This is a genomic window from Mucilaginibacter arboris, assembly GCF_009754915.1.
Lineage (GTDB): Bacteria > Bacteroidota > Bacteroidia > Sphingobacteriales > Sphingobacteriaceae > Mucilaginibacter_A > Mucilaginibacter_A arboris.
This window is the reverse complement of the sequence record NZ_WPIK01000010.1, coordinates 137776-162153: the sequence shown is the minus strand read 5'-3', so window position 1 is coordinate 162153 and position 24378 is coordinate 137776. Positions and strand designations below refer to the sequence as shown.

The 24378-nt window shown below is 40.1% G+C and carries 16 protein-coding genes; 3 read left to right on the top strand and 13 right to left on the bottom strand.

What is annotated here, in order from left to right:
- Nucleotides 1-34: 34 nt before the first annotated feature.
- The 7 genes from GO621_RS12700 to GO621_RS12670 form a co-directional block, all read right to left on the bottom strand.
- Nucleotides 35-2275, bottom strand: coding sequence for a xanthine dehydrogenase family protein molybdopterin-binding subunit (locus GO621_RS12700; RefSeq protein WP_157567580.1), 2241 nt, complete (start codon nt 2273-2275; stop codon nt 35-37).
- A gap of 4 nt (nt 2276-2279) precedes the next feature.
- Nucleotides 2280-3263: an FAD binding domain-containing protein gene (locus tag GO621_RS12695; RefSeq protein WP_157567578.1), complete on the bottom strand. Its 984-nt coding sequence runs from the start codon at nt 3261-3263 to the stop codon at nt 2280-2282.
- The gene (locus GO621_RS12690) at nt 3260-3904 is read right to left on the bottom strand and encodes a (2Fe-2S)-binding protein (protein WP_157567576.1); all 645 of its coding nucleotides are present in this window, start codon (nt 3902-3904) and stop codon (nt 3260-3262) included. The genes GO621_RS12695 and GO621_RS12690 overlap by 4 nt, the downstream gene beginning before the upstream one ends.
- 93 nt (nt 3905-3997) lie before the next feature.
- Nucleotides 3998-4807: a CheR family methyltransferase gene (locus tag GO621_RS12685; RefSeq protein WP_157567574.1), complete on the bottom strand. Its 810-nt coding sequence runs from the start codon at nt 4805-4807 to the stop codon at nt 3998-4000.
- Nucleotides 4808-4873: 66 nt separating this feature from the next.
- The gene (locus GO621_RS12680) at nt 4874-8479 is read right to left on the bottom strand and encodes a response regulator (protein ID WP_157567573.1); all 3606 of its coding nucleotides are present in this window, start codon (nt 8477-8479) and stop codon (nt 4874-4876) included.
- 15 nt (nt 8480-8494) lie between these two features.
- The gene (locus GO621_RS12675) at nt 8495-9631 is read right to left on the bottom strand and encodes a sensor histidine kinase (protein ID WP_157567571.1); all 1137 of its coding nucleotides are present in this window, start codon (nt 9629-9631) and stop codon (nt 8495-8497) included.
- A 425-nt stretch (nt 9632-10056) separates the two neighbouring features.
- Nucleotides 10057-10836: a M90 family metallopeptidase gene (locus tag GO621_RS12670; RefSeq protein ID WP_157567569.1), complete on the bottom strand. Its 780-nt coding sequence runs from the start codon at nt 10834-10836 to the stop codon at nt 10057-10059.
- 263 nt (nt 10837-11099) lie between these two features.
- Here GO621_RS12670 and GO621_RS12665 point away from each other — a divergent pair, with 263 nt between their 5' ends.
- Entirely contained in the window at nt 11100-11840 is a 741-nt protein-coding gene (locus tag GO621_RS12665; RefSeq protein WP_157567567.1) for a hypothetical protein, read from the top strand.
- Nucleotides 11841-11912: 72 nt separating this feature from the next.
- On the opposite strand, the gene GO621_RS12660 is transcribed toward GO621_RS12665, so the two are convergent.
- The 6 genes from GO621_RS12660 to GO621_RS19230 form a co-directional block, all read right to left on the bottom strand.
- On the bottom strand, nt 11913-12341 hold the full coding sequence (locus GO621_RS12660) for a VOC family protein (protein WP_157567565.1): 429 nt from the start codon (nt 12339-12341) through the stop codon (nt 11913-11915).
- A gap of 1194 nt (nt 12342-13535) precedes the next feature.
- On the bottom strand, nt 13536-14108 hold the full coding sequence (locus tag GO621_RS12650) for an STM3941 family protein (RefSeq protein WP_157567561.1): 573 nt from the start codon (nt 14106-14108) through the stop codon (nt 13536-13538).
- 1042 nt (nt 14109-15150) lie between these two features.
- A complete protein-coding gene (locus GO621_RS12645) occupies nt 15151-15378 on the bottom strand; it encodes a hypothetical protein (RefSeq protein WP_157567560.1) in 228 nt (75 codons plus the stop codon).
- Between the two features lie 485 nt (nt 15379-15863).
- The gene (locus tag GO621_RS12640) at nt 15864-18536 is read right to left on the bottom strand and encodes a DEAD/DEAH box helicase family protein (RefSeq protein WP_157567552.1); all 2673 of its coding nucleotides are present in this window, start codon (nt 18534-18536) and stop codon (nt 15864-15866) included.
- 3 nt (nt 18537-18539) lie between these two features.
- Nucleotides 18540-20084: an SIR2 family protein gene (locus GO621_RS12635; RefSeq protein WP_157567550.1), complete on the bottom strand. Its 1545-nt coding sequence runs from the start codon at nt 20082-20084 to the stop codon at nt 18540-18542.
- Between the two features lie 5 nt (nt 20085-20089).
- Nucleotides 20090-22312: a site-specific DNA-methyltransferase gene (locus tag GO621_RS19230; RefSeq protein WP_157567548.1), complete on the bottom strand. Its 2223-nt coding sequence runs from the start codon at nt 22310-22312 to the stop codon at nt 20090-20092.
- A 200-nt stretch (nt 22313-22512) separates the two neighbouring features.
- On the opposite strand from GO621_RS19230, the gene GO621_RS12625 reads away from it, so the two are divergent.
- On the top strand, nt 22513-22716 hold the full coding sequence (locus GO621_RS12625) for a hypothetical protein (protein ID WP_157567546.1): 204 nt from the start codon (nt 22513-22515) through the stop codon (nt 22714-22716).
- A 660-nt stretch (nt 22717-23376) separates the two neighbouring features.
- A complete protein-coding gene (locus GO621_RS12620; RefSeq protein WP_157567544.1) occupies nt 23377-24000 on the top strand; it encodes a hypothetical protein in 624 nt (207 codons plus the stop codon).
- Nucleotides 24001-24378: the final 378 nt, after the last annotated feature.

Genomic DNA, 24378 nt, shown 5'->3' with positions numbered 1-24378 from the left:
TAATGTAGCTGATTACAAACTGCTTTTCAGCTTCTTAAATCAGTTTATCTGGCGTAATAGGTAGATCCCTTACGCGTTTTCCGGTTGCATGGAATACCGCATTTGCAACTGCTGCTGCCATTCCGATCAGCGATATTTCCCCTACGCCTTTTGATCCCATCGGGTTGATGTACGGATCTTTTTTATCGATAAAAACAGCATCGATATGCGGAATATCAGCATGGACCGGAACATGGTAATCGGCAAAGTTGTTGTTTACGTACCGGCCAAAACGGTTATCCATAATGGCTTCTTCCATTAAAGCCATGCCGATACCGCCGATTGCCCCGCCAATAACCTGGCTTCCTGCTGTTTTTTGGTTGATGATTTTACCGGCATCTGCGCAGCTTACTACTCTTTTTACCCTGACTTGTCCGGTTGCCGGATGCACATGCACTTCAACAAAATGCACCGAAAAAGAGTAAAACGAATATTTTTGCCGCTCTGCTCCCGCCCTCGATTCTTCTGTTGCATCCAATGAAGGCAGGCTGTGCTTTTTCAAAACATCAGTATAGGATATATTAATAGATTGATCTTTCGAAGATATTTTTCCATTCTCAAAAACCAGGTCTGCCGGTTTTACCGCAGCAGATTCTCCTTGTCCGGCAGCTAATGCAGCCAGTTTTTGTTTTAAGGAAACGCAAACGGCAGTAACGGCGGAACCAACTGTAGAAACGGTGGAAGAACCGCCCTGGCTCGGTGCTTTCGGAAAAGAAGAATTACCTAACTGGAATTTTATTTTATCCGCAGGGACCTGTAATACATCTGATGCTATTTGTACCATTGCCGTTGCTGTTCCCGGCCCAATATCTGTTGTGGCGCATTGAATAGTGTAAGTACCATCAGCCGACATTTGGATGCTTGCCGTAGCCGCACTCCTGCCGGCAGAAAAACTTCCTGTTCCCATACCATAACCTACCAGCATCCCATCTTCTGATTGCATGGAACGAGGTTTAGGGTTACGTTTAAACCAGCCAATGCGTTGGGCTGCTTCCTGATAACATTCTTTTAAATACTTGCTCGACCACGGCAGGTTTCGTTCCGGATCAATATCAGCATGATTTCGCAAGCGTAATTCAATCGGGTCTAAGTTTAACTGATACGCCAGCTCGTCCATCGCACAATCCAAGGCAAAAGCACCGGAAGCTTCTCCAGGACCACGCATCCAGGTTGGCGTGCTTACGTTTAAAGGTAAAATTTTATAACTAGTATTTACATTTGGACAGGCATAGAGAAATTTTGAAACGTTGACCGTTCCTTCCGTAAATTCTTCATAAGCAGATGTTTGTCCGATAACTTCATGGCTGATCCCAACTAATTTACCATCAGCAGTTGCACCCAGACTAACTTTTTGCCAGGTATAAGGGCGATAACCTACCATCGTAAACATTTGCTCGCGGTTAACGACTAATTTTACCGGACGGCCAACTTTTTGTGCTGCCATAACCGCTGCAATTTCGTGCGGCCAGGTACGTAAAGCATTGCCAAAAGCACCGCCAACATAAGTGGCAACAACCTGTACATTTTCCGCAGGAATTTTAAATGCCTGTGCAATAGTTCCCTGTGCCCCTTTTAACGATTGTGTTTTATCATAAACAGTAACTTTATCCGCAGCATCCCAAACCGCAATAATAGATTGCAGCTCCATAGGGTTATGCACTTCTGTCGGGATTACATACTCAGCTTCTATTTTTACCGGCGCTTTTTTGTAAGCATCAACTTCTCCGCGAACATAATCGCCGGTAGAATTTCTGTTTTTTGCCTGAGCAGGATAATCTGCATGGCTTACATTTCCATCAAAATCTGTTTGAAAATCTGCTTTCTGATATTGTGCACTTATTTGTCCTGCTGCAAACTGTGCCCTTTCCAACGTATCAGCCACAACCAAAGCAATTGGCTGGCCATAAAACATAATGATGTCATCCGAAAAAATACGTAAAGGTTGTCCTTTCGTTGTCGCTCCTTTTGCCGGGTTTGACCCTTCTGAATAACCCGGAATTTTTGGTGCATTGAAATGAGAGATCACCGCTAAAACACCTGGCGCACGTTCTGCTTTTTTAGTATCTAAACTTTGAATTTTACCGCTTGCAATAGTGCTGGTTGCCAAAACGCCATAAGTTAATTTCGGTATCGGAAACTCTGCCGAATAGCGGGCCGCACCGGTAACTTTCAATCTTCCGTCAACCCGATCCATTGCTTCAACAGCTTCCAAATTAAAAAAATCTTGCTTTTTCATAAATTTATGCTGTTGCTGATGCTGTTTTTAATGCCTGAATTATTGTATTAGGTGCCATTTTCAGTTTGAAGGAGTTGTATTTAAAACCTTTTGCGCCTTGCATCGCTATTTCGGCAGCGTGTTTAAAGGTTTCTTCGGATGCAGGTTTTCCAACTAAAGCTTTTTCGGCTTCGGTTAATCTCCAGGGTTTATGCGCAACGCCGCCCATGGCAAGCCGTGCTTCTTTTATCGTACCATTTTTGATGTTGAGGGCAGCCGCAACAGAAACCAGTGCAAAAGCATAAGAAGCACGGTCTCGCACTTTTAAATAATGAATATTTTTGCCGAAACTATTATCAGGAATTTCTACGCCGGTAATCAGTTCATCTTTAGCCAAAGTGTTGTCTTTCTCCGGATGGTCTCCCGGTAAACGATGAAAATCCGTAAACAAAATTTTTCTATCGCCTTTCGGCCGGGAAACCAAAACCGTTGCATCAAGCGCTGCCAAAGCAACGCACATATCACTTGGGTGAACAGCAATACACTGCTGGCTAAAACCAAAAATAGCATGCATCCGGTTTATTCCTTCCAAAGCGCCGCAACCAGAACCAGGCTGGCGTTTATTGCAGGGCAGATCGGTATTGTAAAAGTAATAACAGCGCGTACGCTGCATCATGTTGCCGCCTACGGTTGCTACGTTTCTTAACTGTGCAGAAGCTCCGGCATTTAATGCCATTGCCAATAACGGCTGGTTTTGCAGCACTAATTTATTATCGGCAACGCCGCTGTTGGTTGCCAATGCACCGATATATAAAGAATTTGCCTGCTTTTTTATTTCAGCAAGCGGAAGATTATTAATATCGATCAGCTTTTGCGGGGCAGTAACGCCGTTCTTCATCAGATCGATCAGGTTTGTCCCGCCGGCAATAAATTTAGCAGAAGGGTCTTTTGCTAATGTAGCAACTGCTGTTTTACTGCTTACAGCCCTTACATATTGAAACTGGTTCATACTTTTTGTCCTCCGTTCTTCACTTCTGTAATGGCATCTACAATATTCGGATAAGCACCGCAACGACAAATGTTTCCGCTCATATATTCCCTGATCTCTGCTTCAGAACCTGCATGTCCTTCACGGATACAAGCAACTGCCGACATGATTTGTCCCGGCGTACAATAACCGCACTGGAAACCATCGTGTTTAATAAATGCTTCCTGCATGGGGTGCAATTGTATTCCGTTTGCCAAACCTTCTATCGTGGTTACCTTTTTGCCTTCGTGCATTACGGCTAATGTTAAACACGAATTCTGGCGCCTGCCATTTATATGGACCGTACATGCACCGCACTGACCATGATCGCAGCCCTTTTTTGTTCCGGTGAGCTGAAGTTGTTCGCGCAGCAGATCCAGCAGAGTAACCCGCGGCTCAACAGATAAGCTGTGTTTAACGCCATTTACTTCCAGCTTTAGCGGTACTTTTTCAAAAACTGCAGCAAGTTTTTCGTCTATTTCATTTTCGGCAGCAGTTACCAAACTAACCGGCGTTAGCGCAACTGCTGTTAAAACAGAAATTTTTTTAAGGAAATCGCGACGGCTTGAACCTGTATTTTCATTCGGATTATCTTCCGGCGCAGCACATTGATCTTTCTCCATAAATATTGAATTTTTCTCACCTTAAAACTACTCTTTTTATCAGCAAAAAAAAGAAAGTAAACGTGTGATTTTTTTGTGATAGTTAATTTTTAATCAGCGCTTTTGCCAGATTTTTTCTTTCTGGTTTAACTTCTGGTAATAATGGTTCAGGCGCGTAAACTGAAGCGTTTCTTTACTTCCCAATCCTAAAAAACCGTTTGTTTCTAAACTGTTATCAAACAGTGTAAATACGCGCTGTTGCAGTTCCTGGTTAAAGTAAATGAGCACATTTCTGCAAATAATTAATTGGAAGTTGTTAAAAGAAGTATCGGCAGCCAGGTTATGTGTAGAAAAAACAATCCGCTTTTTTAACTGATCGTCCAGCTTCACTAAATCATAATGGGCGGTATAATAATCAGAGAAATTTGCTATGCCGCCCGCATGCATGTAATTTTCAGTATAATGCTTCATGGTATCTTGCTGATAAATACCTGCTGCGGCTACTTTTAATACTTTAGGGTTAATGTCTGTAGCGTACACTACAGATTTTTGCAACAGTTGCAGTTCTTTCAGGATAATAGCAAGGGAATACGCTTCTTCTCCGGTAGAGCAGCCTGCATGCCAGATGCGGATAAGCGGACAATTGTTTAAAACTGGTAAAACCTCATTCCTCAGCGTTAAAAAAAAAGAAGGGTCCCGGAACATTTCTGTTACCGGAACTGTAATTTCAGCAATAAACCAGTCTAAATATTCGGGATTGTGGATGAGCAGGTAACGAAAAGCGGTAAACCCTGAAAATGACCGAAGTTTGAAAAGCCGGTTAATGCGCCTGTAAAGTGTTGGTTTAGCATAACCGGTAAAATCGTAACCGTAAATGTCGATCAGATCGGTTAATAACAGCGAAATTTCCTCTTCATTCAGCAAAATGATCTTTTTTGAACCGGTAAAAGAAGCAGCAACATTTTGCCATGCTTCTTTTACCGCCTGTTTTTATTTAATGGCCTGGTCGTAAAGCCAAACACGCAGGAGGGAAATTAGTTGATCAATATCTACTGGTTTTGAAATATAATCCGAAGCGCCGGCTTTTATACATGCATCGCGGTCCTGGGGCATTACTTTGGCAGTTACGGCAATAACAGGCAGATTTTTAAAGTCAGGATGCTGCCTGATCTTGCTGATACTTTCGTAACCATCCATTTCCGGCATCATCATATCCATTAAAACAATATCTACGCGGTGCTGCTCCAGTTGTTCAAAAGCTTCGCGGCCATTGGTAGCTGTAACGATATTCATTTTATATTTTTCAAGGGATTTGGTGAGCGAAAAGATGTTCCGAACATCATCATCGGCAATTAAGACTGTTTTATTTTTAAGTACTTCCGTAAGTGCCCCCGATTTTTTAAATATTTCGCCATTTGCAGCTACAGCCGTTTCCTTTTTTTCCATAATGTGCAGAAAAAGGGCAACTTCATCCAGTACGCGCTGGTACGACTGTGCTGTTTTTACCACGATAGAATCTGCAAAACGCATGATCCGGCTTTCTTCAGCTAATGAAAGATGTTTACCGGTAAAAACAATAATCGGAATACGGTCAAGGCCAGGCTGCAGGGTAATAACTTCCAACGAATCGTAAATAGCTTTGCCCGAAACGCCCATGTCCATAATTACACAGTCTACTTCCCTTTTTTGTAGTGTATCAATACTGCGGTTGATGTTCCCGGAGATTTCTGAAGTGATACTAAATGATTCCAGAAAATAAGAAAGCGCTTTGGCATGCTGCTCGTTATCTTCCACAATCAACACTTTTTTCGGGCTTCTGCGCATGGCATCCTCCAGTTTCTCAAACAAACCTTTCATCTGCTCAATGGCAAGTGGTTTATTGATAAAATCAATTGCCCCTTTTAGCAGGCTTTCTTTTTTTACTTCCAGTGATGACATGATGTGCACCGGGATATGCCTGGTAGAAGGGTTACTTTTCAGCTCTTCCATCACTTCCCAGCCATCTTTAACCGGCAATTGTATATCCAGCAAAACAGCGTCGGGCTTGTACTGCTGTACCATTTCTATGCCTTGGTCGCCGCGTACGGCAACCAGGCCTTTGTAACCCTTTTCGTGGGTAAACTTTAATAAAGCATTGGCAAAAACCGTATCATCTTCAATAATCAGGATTACTTTATCATTTTCTTTCAGTTTATCCCGGTCGTCTTTAATCTCTGTAGGAATTAAAGTTGATAAATGTTTAACCCGTCCGTTGCTGCCAGCCGGTGCTTCTTTTACCGGCAATTTTTGTGTAGCTGCCGGTGCCGGATAAGTTACTGCTTCAGATTCCAGTCCTGCAGGTTTTCCTTTTGGAACAGATAAAATAAACTCGCTTCCTTTGCCTGGTTCGCTAATTACACGGATTTCTCCCTGCAACAGTTCTGCCAGTTTACGGCTGATGGAAAGGCCTAAACCTGTGCCACCGTAATTTCTCCTGGTAGAGCCATCTGCCTGGCGGAAAGGTTCAAAAATAAGCTCTTGGTCCTTAGCAGAAATACCGATACCACTATCGGCAACAGCAAAACGGATAAAACCATTACCTTCCGCTTCAATTTTCAGGCTAACTTCACCTTTAGTGGTAAATTTAAGGGCATTTGAAAGCAGGTTCTTTAAGATCTGCTCTAATTTAGGCTTGTCGGTTTCGATCCTGTCTGGTAAAGCAGGACTAACCGACATATTTAAAGTTAGTTTTTTTTCTTTTGCTACCGGCGCAAACAACGCCTGCATCTCAGAAACTACTTCACTAATCGGGATCTTTTCGTACTCCGCGTCCATTTTACCGGCTTCAATCTTCGATAAGTCCAGGATTTCGTCAATCAGGTTAAGCAAGCCTTTTCCTGAATTTAAAATTACTTCGGCAGATTCTACCTGCTCGCCAGATAAGTTTCCTTCATCATTTTCATGCAAATACCTGGAAAGCAACAAAATAGAATTTAATGGCGTGCGCAGTTCGTGCGACATGTTGGCCAGAAACTCCGATTTGTACTGTGTAGTAATTTCCAGTTCTTCGGCCTTGCGCTGTATTTCCTGGTTGCGCTCTATAATCATCTGGTTGCGCTCTTCCAGCAAGTGGCTGCGCTCTTCCAGTACCTGGTTAGATTGTTCCAGTTCTTCCTGCTGTACGCGCAGTTCTTCATCAGATTGCTGTAACTTTTGCGTGTAAGCTTCCAGTTCGCTGTTCATGTTTTCGAGTTCGCGCTGCCGTTTGCTTAATTCTTCGGCTTGCTGTTGCGTTTGCTGTAGCAATAACTGCAATTCCTGATGGTTTTTAGCAGTATGCAAGGCAATACCGATGTTTTCGACTACTCGTTCTAAAAATTGGATGCTGAGATCAGGATAATTTTCCAGTGAGGCAAGTTCAATCACGCCAAAAATAGCTCCTTCATAAGAAACAGGAACGGCCACAATATGTGCAGGCTTAATTTCGCCGCTGGCATAACTAATGGCAATACTGTTTTTATCGATGTTTTTTAACTGAATGATTTTTTTACTGGTTGCACATTGTCCGGTTATCCCTTCGCCAACCTTAATTTCCTGCAAATGGCCGGCAGCTAAAGCATAACCGCTTTGCAACTGCAATACATCATTTTCCAAGGTATAAAAAGCGCCGACATTACTTTGTGTATATTGAACCAGAAAGTTGAGTATTTGTGAAGTTAGAGTTTTTAAATCTTTCTGGCCCAGCATCTTATCATTGAGGTTACTAATACCGCTTTGCAGCTTTTCATTTGCTTCGAGGTTACTGAAAGCGTAAGCAAGCGACTCAGCCATTTTATTTAAAGAAAGCGATACTCCGCCCAGGCTGTCCTGTTCATCATCGCTTACGCGGATCTGGTAATCGCCGTTAGAAATTTTATTGGCAACCTGATGGACCAGGCTAAGCCTTTTGGCCATTGCTTCATCTTTATGCTCTAAATCCTGGCGAAGTTTTATGTTTTCATGGTATTTTCCGCGAAGCTTAAAATAATAGATCAAAGAAACCAGTAAAGACAACAGGGCAGCGAAAACAATAATCAGCGGGGTAAGGGCCGTTAGCGAACGTTGGAGGCTGGATGATTCTGATAAAATCCTACGCTCCTGGTTTTCCAATTTGCTCACCTCGCTCCGCAGGAAATCCATTTCTTCCTTGCCCTTTTTAAGTTGCCCTAAACTGATACTTTTACCTGCCCGTTTATCATTAATTAATGATTGCAAAGAGTTTAACCTGTTTGCAATTACATTTTTTAAGTGATTGATATGCTGCTGCATATCCCGATCATTGGCTGTAAGCCGGCTTACTTCTTTTATCGCACTAAAAACTTTTTGATCGGAGCCATTATAAGGCTGCAGAAAAATTTCATCACCCGAAAGCAGAAAACCTCTTTGTCCGGTTTCTGCATCTTTCATGGTCGAAATAATGTTTTCGAGCTTTAAAATAACAAGATTACTTTGATCAACCTTTTCGGCATTATCTAAAAGGTTACGGATGCTGATATAAGAAGCGATCGAGCTGATCAGGACAAGCAGCAGGGACAATCCGAACCCTAATTGTAAATCGCGGCTAATTTTGGTTTTCATAAAACCGATAAGTAGTTAAGATTTTAAAGTTTGTTCCTGGTTATGATAAACAGGAAGCGTAAAATAAAAGGACGAACCTTTGCCCGGCTCGCTGTCAACCCCGTAACGGCCGTGGTGCCTTTTGATGATTTCGGCACAGATATACAAGCCCATCCCCAGGCCCTGGAAACGGTTGGACGATTCTTCTACCCGGTAAAATTTGGTAAAAAGCTGTTCCTGTTTATCTTTCGGGATACCAATTCCGGAATCGGTCACATTAATCATTACTTCATCGCATGACAACAAAGAAACATCGAACAATATTTCTGTTGAAAACGGCGAGTATTTGATGGCGTTGGTTAAGTAGTTCAGGATAACCTGTTCAATACGGATCTGATCGCCATAAACTTTTGCGCCTGCCTCTCCGGTCTTGATAATGCTATGGCTGGGGAAAGTCTGGCGGATAATATCGACCGCATTATCAATAATCGGGTCGATCTCGTACACCCGGTTCTTAAATTCAAGTTTGCCGCTTGCAATTTTAGACGTGTCCAGCAAATCATCGATCAAAATGTTCAGCTTTTCTAACTGCTGGCGGGTACGCTCCAGGTATTTTTTGGCATCTTCTTTCAGGTCGCGGTCAACCGAACGGTCTACCATCTGCATATACCCTTTAATAGAAGTTAAAGGCGTTTTGAGTTCGTGGCTGGCCATGGTAATAAACTCATCCTTAGTTCGTTCTGCCTGTTTCCTGAACTCGATTTCTTCTACCAGGACCTGCTGCATATTTTGCAGTGCACAAGTTTGTTCGTACAGTTTAATAAAGGTTTTTACTTTAAGCACCAATACGTCCGGGTCAAAAGGCTTTATCAAATAATCGCGGCCGCCGGAAGCATAACCTTTGCTGATAAACTGTTTGTTTACGTTTACGGCAGAGAGAAAAATAATAGGAATGTCCTTGGTTTTGCTGTAACCGGAAATAGATTCGGCCACTTCAAAGCCATCTAACCCGGGCATTTGCACATCCAGGATAATCAAATCATAATTATTTTTCAGGACTTTTTTTAATGCTTCTTCCCCTGATAATGCAGAATCTACTTCAAACTGGTGTTTTTCGAGTATCCTTCTTAGAGCAATTATATTTTCAGGCCTATCATCAACTATTAATATCATTCAGTCAGTCGTGAGAAATAAGGCTAAATTAAAAACATATTTTCTTATTATGGAAGAAAATGCTTGTAATTGGTTTTAAAATCATTGTATGTTCAAATTTTACAAATGCCTGCTTTAGTTTTTGCTGTTGGTTTTTAGCAATGCTTCTTTTATCGGGTAAAAAACAAGGCCATCACCTTTACTCCTTTAAATAAAGGGACCCGCAATGTTTCTTACTAAAATAAAATTCAATCCTATCAATACTAAAATTAGAACCCGAAAGATAGGCGTTATATTGCCCCTCTTGAGAAGGTTTACGAGTGCCTTTCGTAAACAAGCTATTCGTTCCAGGTGCTTCCCGTTCAGGTTGAAACCATGCTTCTTTTACCGGCATAAAATCACAGACAAGCATCAGCAGCAAAGGCAGTAATAATAAAGTTTCGGGTTCAATCAGCAGGCTCCTGCATGAATATCCTGCTGAGCATTTCGTACAGTTGCGGGTGTTTTTGTTTCAGCTTTTCGGGCTTTTCAAAAAAGTATTCGGCAGCAACTGCAAAAAACTCAGCTTCGTTGGTCATGGCATAAGGGTCAATATCAGATTTTCCGTTTTCTATCTTTCTGATCTCTTCATGTACCAGTTTTAACCAGGGGCGCGAAAATCCATCAGGCAAAAGATGTTCCGGCAAACCATCCGTTGCACCGTCTTCCTTATCTAAAAGGTGTACAAACTCATGGACCGCTGTATTTTCTTTTCCTGCGGAAGCAGAAAAACCTTTCCGCAAAGCTGCCCTCGAGAGGATCATTTGTCCGTTCATAAACCCGCTGCCTACCAGGCCTGCTATTTCCCTATTGCCGCCTTCAAACTTAAAATCGTTGTTAAAGGTATCGGGGTATAAAATAACATTGCTCAACTGCGGGTACTTCCATTCTTTAAAACCAAAAATCGGGATCAGCGCACTTGCTGCAATTAAAACGCAGTCCAGGTCTTCCAGTTCCAAACCCACACCTTCTATGCGCGTGTTCTGCAAAAACTCTTCTACCTTTAACACAAAGCGCTGCTGGTCTTCGGGTTTTAACTGCTGATAAAAGTGTACGTGCTGTTCAAGCAACAAACGGTATTTTTCTTGCTGCCCAAGGTCTGGACTATGCTTGATGAATGGCTTTTTGAAGATAAAATAGCCGATCAGGAATATAATGACAAGTGCCGCAAGCAGGTAAAATATCATAACGGTTTTTATAGGATAAAAGAAGCATACTTCTGTTTATATTTTACCAATAAGGATTATGAGATAGATTTGTTCAAAGAAATGAGGCAAAATAACAAGAAATAATCTTTCTGCTTTCCTGCACATTTTTCCTCAACAAGCTAAAAACAATCGATCTGTATCTCCTTAAAAGTCATTGTAATTTCAATTAACCATAAGCCGGGGTTTTTATGATTATGTCGGATGAAAATAGTATTAGCTTTAAAGCAGAAATTTTTTTATCCATGAAAAGAGCCTTTACTTATATTTTTATGGCGGCCATTGTTGTTTTGTTTACCGCTGGCTGCAATTCGTCATCCAATAACCAGCAAACTAAGAAAGCGCCCAAAAGACAACCGGTTAACTATGCCAATTACGTGATCGAAATTATTACTTACAAGACCAAAAAAGGTGTGCAGCAGGCAGAATATACCCGCCTGGATTCTATTGTACAGCAAAGATACACGCAAAAGCAACCCGGTTACATCAGTAAAGAAAGCGGGATCGACCAGCAGGGCAACTGGCTGGTGGTATTGTCATGGGACAATGCTGCCCATGCCGATGCCGACCAGCAGGCCTTTATTAAAAACCCACTATGGAACGGTGTGCAGAAAATTATTGACACGGCAACGATAGACCGCAAACGCTTTTTTGTGAAAGACGACCAGAGCAATTCTTTAAAAGATGTGAAACCGTATGTAATTGAACTGGCTACTTTTAAAGAGAAAAAACAGGTGCAGCGCGATACTTTTGAAAAACGCGACCAGCAGGTGGATGCCGATTACATCAGCAGGCAAACGGGTTATATTACCCGCCGTACCGGTATTGCCGAGGATGGCGAACGCCTGATGATGATCTACTGGAAAACACTGGCGGATGCCGACGCCGGGATGAAAGAGTTTTTAAAAGAACAGTCTGTGCAGGACTATTATAAAATGATTGATTGGAAAACAGTGGAAATGAAACGTTTTCAAGCGGTTAACTAAACAGTGGTTTTGTATTCCATAAATGTTCTACCACTTGTAACTACTAACAGCCGGAATTTTTCTTGCTGACCGCTATTTGGCAAACAATTGGCCCATATCTTTAAAGGCTTTAAATTCTAAAGCATTCCCCGAAGGGTCCAGGAAAAACATGGTTGCCTGCTCTCCGGGTTTTCCTTTAAAACGGATGCCAGGTTCAATCATAAACTGAATATGTTGCGCTCTTAGCCGCGCTTCCAGTGCCTGCCATTCCTCCCACTCCAGCACTACACCATAATGCGGAACAGGAACATCATGCCCGTCAACCGGGCTAACATGGGTTTTTATTTCTCCCGCCGGCCTGGGTTTTAAATGGATAACCAACTGATGGCCATACAAATTAAAGTCGGTCCAAAGTTCATCGCTCCGTCCTTCGCTGCATGCCAATACTTCCCGGTAAAACTTTCTTGCCTCTTCCAGGTCGTAAACGGGTATGGCAATATGGAAGGGGGTTAATTTATTCATGGTCTTTTAACGGCTAAATCAAAAATTGTTATTTGCGAATGCTGTTGTGCTATGTACCGCTATTATGCACATTTTTCTTTTGGTGGAGGCGGTCCAGGGATTGCCCTGAATTTTTCTTTGGATAAACAGGTTTTGTCTTAGTAGTTCTTTTGGCTTGACATAAAAGGACCAAAAATCAAGCATTTCGGATCGCCTCCGCGGCATTCAGCCCCTCCCGCCTGCGTGGCTTCCGGCTTGGTGATGACCTTTCCAACGGACATAATTCTTTTTAATTCACCATTTCTTACACTTTTCAGAGCGGCTTGCAAGGTAACCACCCAGGTGCGCAGGGCTGGACGGACACCCGGAGGTGATTTGTCCGTTCTTGATTTTTTGGTTCTTTTTCATCAAGGAAAAAGAACGAAAAGAAGGGCGAAGCCCGTTTGAATACAATAATATGTTATAAAAGAAGCATTATTTTTTTGGCAAACCTGCGGTTGCTGCTGTTATGTTCTTTTTGCTTGAACAAAAAGAACCAAAAATTCAAGAATGCCGGATCGCCTCCGGGCGGCATTCAGCCCTCGCTCCTGCGTGGCTACCTTGCAGTTCAATAACTCGATCAATACCGAAGCAGCCAGTCGTCGCCCTGGCGTGGGAAGGCCTGACAAAACGCCCGGAGGGACCGGGTTTGTCTTGATTTCGTTGGTTCTTTTTCATCAAGGAAAAAGAACGAAAAGAAGGGCGAAAGCCCGATTAGATACAAAATATTAAGCTATAAAAGAAGCATCGCTTCATTTAGCAAACCTGCGGTTGCTGGCTTTATGTTCTTTTTGCTTGAACAAAAAGAACCAAAAATTCAAGAATGCCGGATCGCCTCCGGGCGGCATTCAACCCCTCGCTCCTGCGTGGCTACCTTGCAGTTCAATAAGTTAGTCAATACCAAAGCAGCTGGTCGTCGCCCGCCATGTGTAATTGCAGTTCAATAACTCGATCAATACCGAAGCAGCCGGTCGTCACCGTGGCGCGGAAAGGCCCGACAAAACGCCCGGAGGGATCGGGTTTGTCTTGATTTTGTTGGTTCTTTTTGGTCAAGCAAAAAGAACATATTGCAAGCAAGCAGGATCGCTTCCGGGCTGCATTTATCACTTCCACCGGGCAATAGCCTTTCCCCTGCACTATCATCTTGATAAAAACAGCGGCAATTCATTAATCCTCTTACACGGCATCGAAAACCAGGCTATGATGCTGTTCCCAGTTACTTTTTAATACATCATGCAGTTTTTGCGTCGTACATTTTAAATCATTGGTGGTGATGCCCAGGGGCGTGCCATAGCGCTGGTAGTTAAATAAGGAAGCCTTCCGCTTTAAGAAATTACTATGCCGTTGGATGTACTCGTCGGGGTTAACCACATAAAGCATGATCAGTTTCTGCCGGCTTACTTCTACTATATCTATATGGGTAATGTCGTCCCATTTAATCAACCCTGAAGAAATCCCGCTGGAGTGGTCCGTAATGCCATTCGCATCAATAATGATCCCCGGGATCTTTTGAAACAGCTTAAGTAGTATAGCTACGGTGCAGATGCCAAAGAACAGGATCGAAGCAAAGCCTATCATTAATAAAAACATCCGGTTGATGGGGAATGTAGGAACCGCTTTCAAGGCTTTGCTAACTAACCAGATCCCTGTTCCTACAAAGCATAGTGCGCCCAGTAATATCAAGGTCAGTTTGAATTTACTTAACGGGAATTCGATAAATTTTTGGTTTAGGTAAGGGTTAGCATCCATAACATAAGGAATTAGTTGATGAAAAGCAGAACATCTAAATATAAGATTATTGGATTGAATCCTGCAAAAGAATTATTCCACAAAATGTTAACTTTTTTACTTTCATCGAAGATTATCGGTTTCTTACTGGTCGGGATTTGCAATCCCGTCCTCTGAACTAAGGATTTCCAATCCTTTTATTATCCATCATTAAACACAAACCTTAACTTCTAAATGGGTTGAAATATCCAAATCCTGACTGGTTAAAAGCATCTTTGTTTGTTAAACAGGATCATAGATCCTAAGCCCAAAGGACGGGATTACAAATCCCGAACAGTAGAGGGCGAAAGCCCGATTGAATACAATAATTTATGTTATAAAAGAAGTACGATTTTTTTTAGCAAACCTTACGGTTGCTGGCTTTATGTTCTTTTTGCTTGAACAAAAAGAACCAAAAATTCAAGAATGCCGGATCGCCTCCGGGCGGCATTCAGCCCCTCGCTCCTGGGTGGCTACCTTGCAAGTTCAATATACTTGATCAATACCGAAGCAGCCGGTCGTCGCCCTGGCGCGGAAAGGCCTGACAAAACGCCCGGAGGGTTCGGGTTTGTCTTGACTTTTTGGTTCTTTTTGGTCAAGCAAAAAGAACGTATTGCAAGCAAGCGAAGGTTTGCTTAAAAAATATATATTAAGCGGGCGAAAGCCCGATTGGATACAAATAATTAAGCTATAAAAGAAGCATCGCTTCATTAAGCAAACCTACGGTTGCTGCTGTTACGTTCTTTTGTCTTGATACAAAAGAACCAAAAAATCAAGAATGCCGGATCGCCTCCGGGCGGCATTCAGCCCCTCGCTCCTGCGTGGCTACCTTGCAATTTCCCTTTCTTTCGGTTAAGCTTTACTGTTGAATGCTTCTTTTACCGGTTGTTTTTGGTGTGCCGCACTGTCATCCCGAACCGCAGGGAGGGATCTTCTTTCAAATTATAATATGCCGTCAGAACGATGGCCGTCCTACTTCCCCTCTTGAGAGGGGTGTGTTCTTTAGCAAACCTGCAAGCCGCTACTAATAAGAACCTGCTTTCGTTTCAGCATTTAGAAATACGGCTTGCGTTGCCTTAGCGCCTTCACCATCTATATAATTACCTAAATACCATTCCTTTTTAGGGTTTTCTTCAATTGATATTAAAGAAATTTTTTTAATGGTATCATAGCCATCTTCATAGCCTTCTGTTATTACTAAGGCATCTTGTGGGAGTGTCTGTAGTTTTTGTATCAGTTGCGAAACGGTCATGGTATTACAAATTACTTTTATGTTTTAAATTAACCGTCTTTTTAGTTTAAACCAAAATTAAAGGAGCTTACAACGGAAATAGAATCTCCGCCCTACTCATTACGAATGAGTTGCTCTACCGAAAAAAGACATACCTGCCTTTCTATAATTAATTGTACCCTGAGACAGACGGTTTAGAAAACCGTTGCCCTATCCAGTTCAGCTTTTAAAAGACAAGTTTAAAGGATAACAATAATATATTGTGGTTTATTTAAACACCTGTTTAATTGAGTTGTCTTACTGGTCGGGATTTGCAATCCCGTCCTCTGAACCAAGGATTTCCAATCCTTTTATTATCCACCATTAAACACAAACCTTAACTTCTAAATGGGTTGAAATATCCAGATCCTGATCGGTAAAAAGCATCTTTGTTTGTAAAACAGGATCACAGATCCTAAGCCCAAAGGACGGGATTACAAATCCCGACCAAGTAGAAAATCATCGTATCATTTAAAACCCGCTACCAGCTCCTTAAACGAATAAAGCTTTTTAGCTCTATACTTTTCTTCCTCAACATATAACCAATTAAAATTAACTCGGTCTTGAACTATATTTATATCCTCGCACCATTGTTTTAACCTTTGTATTTTTAAAGGCACGTCTAAATCGGCGTTGCCTTTAGTTTCTATAATCCAAATTCGTTTTTCAGTTTCTTTTACAATAAAGTCTGGATAGTAATTAGAAATTCCACCGTTAGCATTTTGGTAATCTATTTTAAAGCCTAATCCAAAGTAATTTTTTACAAAAGATATTATATCGGTACAATTATCCAAGTAAGCCGCAAACTCCAATTCTAAATAGCTATCACCAATTATCTTATTGAAAACAGATTTTTTAGGAAGTATATAACTTTGATCATTAGTAACAAAAGGACGGCACTTTCCAACTTTAATAAAACCATTAATTTCTGCTTCTCCTTTATCCAGAATAGTTAGTTGGTTAATTGCTTTAAAAAAGGTTTCCAGAATAGTTCTTGTGGATGCTGTTGCTGAAAGATTACGAACCGTATTTAAATCATCAACAATTACTAATTGTCCAAAAAGAAGATTTTGTATAAAATACTTAACTTTTTCATAAAGAACATCATATCCGCTAATTAAACGAAGTTCCCGCATAATTGCCCTTGTAAAAAAGCCTATTACATTTTGTGGATCAATAGAAAAACGGGATTCTAATTGAGTCGTATGGGTTATATAATCTTCTGCTATATCTCTAAATATAATTTCTCTTTGCTCTGCTTCCGTATAGTTTTTATAAAGCAAAGTTTGAAAAGAAAATGTATCAGGATTTAATGCTGATAGGTTTTTGTATTCTCTAAAAATTCTCGGCGTAAGTATAGGTATTTCGATTTCCAGTTTTTCTATATCCTTTTGCGGATTTTCCTGATCTACCTCAATAACTAACGGTGCTTTTGGTTTTGTGCCGTTACCCATTCCGGTACGTTCCAGTTCAACACCTTCGCTTTTTATTGATTCAACAAAATCCATAAAAGCATCTGTTCCAATTACGCTTACATATTCTGTTACATCTTGTCCGCGATACATTCTGCGTAATCCTCTACCTAAAGTTTGTTCTGGCAAAATATTACTTTTAGAACTATAAGCGCGAAGCCCTACAATAGTAGTTACATTTTTAACGTCCCATCCTTCTTTTAGCATCAAAACAGAAACAATTGCTTTGTAAGGACTTTCGATGCTATCTATTTCATTTGCCTGTTTTCGTAAAAGTTCTAACTCGTCTCTGTTTTTGCTGGTTACCGTTTCTGTTATTTCGCCGCTTTTATTGGTGTGAATAGTTAATACTGCTCCTTTTAATTCAGGATATGCGTTTTCTAAAAATTCTGCTACTTCATCACAGTTTTTAGTGTCATCAGTCATGATGAATAAAATAGCTTTCTTGTTAAGCTTGATGTGTTCGTCGTAAGCTTTTTTCCATTCCAAATAACCTAAATGCAGGTAATCTTCATAACGTTCTGAAAAACGTGAACTTTGCTTTTCACTTAATTTGGCACGACTTGCCAAATCTGGCAAAACCGGATGTTTAACAACATCTTGGGCTATAGCTTCTACCAGCGGATAGTCTGCAATGGTTTGTACAAAGATAGAACCATTGTTATGCCTTGGAGTAGCCGTTACATCAATTTGAATGGACAGCTTTGAACCTTTTTGCAACAGTTGATTATGTATATCCTGAATAGATTTAAACCAGGCTAACTTTGGATTGTGCACATGATGTGCTTCATCGTTTAAGATTGCAATTTCATCAATTTCTCTTACAATTTTACCCAAGTCAACTTGCGATTCATTTGTTTTGGTTACCGGTTTTGCCCCTAAAAAGTAAGATGTTGTATCTTCATCAATAAAAGAAGCATCCTGATCGTTGCTTTCATAAACACGGTGTATGTTTGTTAAAAAGATGTTTCCTGTTTTATTTACAATTCTTATTTCGTCTTGGATATGCAGAGAAAGTTGGAAATCGTCCTGCCAATTCTGTCCATTAAAACCATTATCGGGGATTACCGGGTCTTCAAAAAATATCTTTAAGCCATCAAAGTCATTGCGGATACGATCAAGCACGATAATGTTAGGTGCAATAACCAAAAAGTTGCGTGCTAAGGTAGAGTTAGGTTCATACAATTTGTGAAAATAAGACCAAGCCAATGCCAAACTTAACAACTTGGTTTTGCCGCTACCTGTAGCCATCTTCACAACATACCGCTGCCAGGTTTCATCAAACATTCCAGCAGAAACAGAACCGTGAGAATCAAAGCGTAACAAATCATATTTATCTTTCGCTTTTACAACATCATACAAGTAAATAATAGTTTCTATGCCTTCCCGCTGGGCAAAGTAATATTCAAAACAATTTACCATTCCATCAAAGCCTGGAATTAAATGTTCTGTTTTAAACCACCAGTTTAATAATGCGATACTAGTTTCTGTAGCGCCTGCATAGTTTTCATCCCGCCATATTTTAACTTTCTTTCTTAAACTATCTACTAAGGGCGGCATTAAATGATCGTAACGCTGCTCACGCAGAGTTTCTTCTGCGGGAAACCAGCGCAGTTTAGGATCAAGGATTTTGTGAGGGTCTTTTGGAAAACTTGGATGCAGAGCCATCTATTAACTGTATTTTAGAATATCATATAAACAAATAGCTTTTCGAAAATCTGTCTTGTTATAGTACTTATCAAAATTATCGTTTAAAAAGCTTTGCAGTGTGATAAGGTTAATTTTAGAATGATCAAGTAAATGCAGATATATTAAAACATGTGAAATGTCTTCGTTCTTGATTAAATCATCCAGATCGTTATATAGATTTACTTTTGGTTTGTGTGCTACGTATCCTGACCCTGGCATTAACTTGTTGAAATTAATTTTTTTTAGCCTACTTAAAACAATGTCAGAGAAAGATGGATATTGCGTTTTTAAATCATTTAGCGAGGTAACACCAGTTGCTTTTAGGTATTTATATATTGGAAAATACTCTATATTCCCTATTATTTGAGAATAAGTTGAAGTAAGTAACTTGTCTGCAACATACAAGTTGCTATCAGAAAGAATATCTGTCAATATATCTTTTGGTGATATACTTCGATAACCATAATCATGTACAATATCGGCAACGCCAAATCCAAAAGCTGCTTGTATGTTATCAAGCTTGCTATAGTCGATGTTGTTAACATCAATGTACATTTTATCACCAGGTTTGTTGCTTACTACAAACTCATAAAACATATCCTTTAGTCTGACTAATAGTTTTGTTGGTATTGTCTGTTCCATTTTTTGCAATGCAGTATAAATGGCACTAAAATCTTTTGTTTTAATGTGTTTTATAGGCAGAAAAATACCATTACCTATAGGTAGAGTTCCATCCATAAATGTTGGATCTATAATGCTATCGTCATATTCAACAAATATTAATCGATCTTTAAATTTATCATAATTCTCTTTTTGTATGCATTGAAATACTGAATTTATGATATTTAGAATGTTAGGATCACTTAATGAATAACCCAAAAATACAATGGGATGTTCAACAAAAATGGTAAGCAATTTTGCTGTTAAATATGCATTACGATTATTGTAGTCAACATAATCTCTACTAGTCAACACTAAAGAATCAGGTTTGGAACTACACCCGTGAATTTTAAATATTTCCCCAAAATTTAATGTTTCTGCAAACATCATTTCTTGTCCTATATATGTTTTAAAATCAATAAAAATCTCTTCTAAAAAACAATCCCAATTTGTTGTAATTACTCCTGCGACTTTTATTTTTTTTAACTCTTCAATTTCATCTATTAAATGTTTTGGCAAAAGTGATTTTGTACCTATATAATTGGATATTACATATTTTAACGGAGTATCCTTATTACCCCATTTGAGTATTTCGTCAGAAATATAAGGATATTGAGTTTTGTAATCCAATTCATAAAAACTTTCGTAAAATGCATCACTTATAAGCCTACCCAGAAGCGGGTAATCTTTATTTGATTCTGTTAAGTAATATGGAAAAGGTCGTGGTAAATTAATTTGTTTACAAACATTCTCTAAAAGGTCTTGCCAATTTTCCATACCGATGTAACGTCTGGAAAACCCGGAACCGACAAAAAGGTATGGCAAATTACCAACATCCGTTAAATGCTTTACAAGTTCATCTACCATAAGTTTTAAATTGAGATTTCTATTACTTTCATCGTATCATTTCCAAAAATATCCACAACCTTAACTGCAACCTTATATCTACCACGTTTTCCATATTCAAAAGCAGCAGAAGTTAAATCCAGTTTGCGGTCTTTTTTTGTTCGAAAACTTTGCCATTCATTTTCAAAAACATAGTCCCCTGTCCAAACTTCTTCGTATTCATCCATTAACATTTGAGTTGGGGGTATGCTGCCATCTAAACGTATTTGAGGTGCAGGCGTACGATTGATGCGGATAAGTTCTTTTTTATTTTCAAAGTTAAAATCAACGCTCCAGTAATCAATCCAGTCCGTCCAGATTTTAGTTAATTGTTCGCGTTGGGTGATTCCATTTTTGTCTTTAATAACTTTTACTATTTGTCCGGCATCTACTACAATTTTGCTGCCTCCGGGTTTTAAAGCTGCTTCTGCATGGGCAATAGAATCCTGATTGTAGAAAACAGAAAAATCTGTAAGCTGTATGCTTACTTTTTTTTCCAGAACAATTGGTTTTACTTCTATAAATGAAACATCATGAAAAACTACCTGATTACGGTCTATTGCCCGTTTATCAAATACATCTCGTGGAATATATTTTAGCATTAGGTCAATGCCTTTGCTTTTAGCTTCTTCCTGTACTTGCGGAAACAAACCCATTTCGAACTCAAAAGCTAAAATATCTGCTTTAGTAATGTATTTCTGTCGGCATTCGTTAATCACTTCCTCTACATATAAACGTGTAACCGGGAGGTTAACCGGGCCAATGGCAACCAAACGGTTTTGCTTTTTACCATGAAAAGTATTAAAGTTTGCAACAGGTTCTGCTTTATAAGCATGTAGAATTAATTGAATAAAATGCTTTTCCTTTTCAGCTAATTGTCGTTGCTTTTCTGCATCACGCAAGTTTGGATTGATACCTACGTAATGCTGGCGTTCATATTTGCCTAAATTTAAAATTTCAAAAGCTCGGTAGTCTTTACCTGTATTTTTTAATTCGCGTTGAACACCAATTAAACGTTTACGAGTGGTATGAATAGCAAATTTGCCTAAATCACTGCCCATCCATTTACGTCCAAGTTTTTCGGCAACAGCTAAAGTTGTACCCGAACCGCAAAAGAAATCAGCTATTAAATCACCTTTTTTAGAAGATGATTCAATAACTCTATATAATAAATTTTCAGGTTTTTGAGTTGGGTAATCTAATCTTTCGACAGCTTGTGAATTTATAAAATTAATTTCCCAAACATCAGGAGCAATGGTTTCGCCTACATTCACATTTACAACTCTGGCGTAATCATTTAGTTTTATTTGTCCTTTTTCTATAGCGGTATTAACTTTTTCTTGGTTATATACAAGTAATTGAGCTTGTCTTTTTCCTTCAATCATAACAGAGTTTCTATCCCATCCTTTTTCATGTTTAATCTTTTGACCCTCTGTTGATTCTACATACATTGGATTAATTTTGATGTCATTTCCCTTGCTATAAAATAGGATATTATCATGCATCTTTTGAAATGTGCTACTTGCTGCTGTCCATCTTCTGTAATACCAAATAATTTCATTGCGATAATATTCTTTTCCAAAAATTTCATCTAGGATCAAACGCATGTAACTATTAACTCGCCAATCACAATGAACATAAATACTCCCATCAGCAGCTAATAAATCCCGCATTAAACTTAAACGTTCATAAATCATAGCAATAAAGCTATCCGCACCTTTGCCCCAGGTATCACGATAAGCCAATTCTTCTAAAACAGAAGGTTCTTTGGTAAATTCATTATCACCAATTTCAATATCAATGCTAAAATCAGCGCCAACATCAAAAGGAGGGTCTATATAGATCAGTTTTATACCGCCTTGTGCTTCAATTTCCTTGCGCAACGGGCCATTTTTTAAACTGCTTAAAATAAGTTTGTTATCGCCCCAAATCAGTTTGTTTGTCCAGCCTTTTAATTGCCTGCCACGCATATCGGTCTCAAACAGGCTAAAGTTTTCTCCCCCGGCTACTTTTTCCTTTCGTGGCTCATCTACCTGTTCAATGGTCTGAAAAGGCAGTACAATATTGCATACTTCATTGGTTTTGCCGTTCCAGGTTAGTTCTACTTCTTTGTTGTCTTCAAATAATAAAAATCGGTAATGGTTTGGTAAAGGTTTTCCGGCTTCTAATAAATTGGTTATATCTCGTATTTCGTTATCGGTTAGCTTCATTAAAAATCAAAAGAAATAAAAAGGAAAAATAAGTAACGTAAATGGATTTATGAGTTAATGTTAATAAATAACGTATTTAATTTTATCTGACCCGGGATATACTTCACTATCACGTAACCTAACTATCTGATTACCCGTAAGAAGTACGAATAATACACCTAATTATATTTAACCTTTAACCCCACTTAAACTTAACCGTTATGCAACCTGCTGTAAAGAAATCACCTTTATTGTTTGTTACCTGGCAACATTTACATATACTTACCCAGCAATGCGAAACCACCTGCCGACTGGAGCTATCGCGTTATTGCAGCAAATATGGCGTGGAGCGGCTGCACATTTACCAGCTTTGCGAAGAGTACCATTTAACCCGTGAGCAACTGTATTTCCACCTGAACATGTAGTTTTGGGTAAACCTGTTACCTATACCCAATGCCCTTCTGCCCTGCCGAAGGGCATTTCTTGTTTTCATGCTTTTTTTAGCATACAAAACTTATAGAAACAGTTGCGGAAGCCAAAGCAGGAAGTGCATAGATGTCCGACACAACGAAAAAATGCTTTTATGGTGCACTGGTGAGCAAAGGTTTAATAAACAAGCCTAAAAACCCAAAGGAATAGCCGGAAACCTGCTGGTAAAAGCCAGAACCCTTTAAGGATATGATAAAGTACTTAAAGGAAAAGCCAGAATACTTAAAGGAAATGCCAAAGTACCTGTAGGAAAAGCCAGAATACTTAAAGGAAACGCCAAAGTATTTAAAGGAAATGTCAAAACACCTGAAGGAAATGCCAAAGTACTTTAAGGAAACAGGCTTTTACTTAAAGGAAAAAGCCTGTTTCCCTACGGATTTTCGCATGGTTTTACAGGAAACAAGGCTAAACGGTAAAAACAGACAGGAAAACCTAAAAACGGTGTTTCCGGGTAAAGTCTGGTAAAAAACAGTAATGTTTTTAAAGGATGGGTAAAAGCCGGTAAATGCTGCAATACACGTTTTTTGCTTTGTAAAAGCAGCACTATTTTCGTTTCAGCAGCCCGGAAATGGTTCTGTGGCGATAAAAAAAATAACATGAAAAAGAATGTTACCCTGATTAAAGATTACTCGAAACTAACCGATTCTAACCTCGATTTGAAAGGCGGAAAAATTATTGCCAGCCTGACAAACAACACCGACTTTCCGGCCACTGTTCCTACCCTGCATGATTTTACAACGGTTAAAAACAGCTATTCTCAAAACCTGGTTGCAGCTTCCAGCGGCGACCGTGCCGCTATCGCCATGAAAAACCAGGAGAAGGATTCGTTGCTTGGCGCCATGCGGATGCTGGCCATTAATCTGGAAGGGCTATCATTAGGCAACCAGGCCAAACTTGCCGGAACCGGTTTTGACCTTGCCGCTACCGGCAGCAGCGTACCGGCAATGGCTGCACCAACAGGTTATACACTTGCCGACGGTTTAAACACCGGCGAACTGAAATCGACCGTAAAAGGTGTTGCCCAGGCCATTATGTACAGTCACGAATATTCGCTGGCCCAGCCAGACGAGAACACCACCTGGACTACCTGGGTTACCACTACCGTTTCCTACACCTTTACCGGACTGCCCAGCGGGACCCGTGTTTATGCCCGCGTTGGTGCCATTGGCCGCAAAGACCAGTTGGCGTATTCGGATGTGCTGTCGCGGATTGTGCAATGATCGCCATTTGTGAAACAGTAGTGGGGGCTTCAAAAGCCATTGCTACTGTTTTTATCAAGTGTTTTATAATCAAAATTAGTACAGCTTAATATACAAACTCTACCGGGTATCCGCTCAAGTGCAGAAAGGCCAGAACAAATGCCCAGAGGGATGGGGTTGTCAGGCCTTTCCGCGCCAGGGCGACGAACTGGCGCTTTGGTATTGACTAACTTATTGAACTTGCAAGGTAGCCACCCAGGAGCGAGGGGCTGAATGCCGCCCGGAGGCGATCCGAAATGCTTGATCTTTTGGTTCTTTTGCATCAAGGCAAAAGAACGTAAGAAAAGGGCGAAGGCCCGCTTAATATATATTTTTTAAGCAAACCTGCGGCTTGCTTGC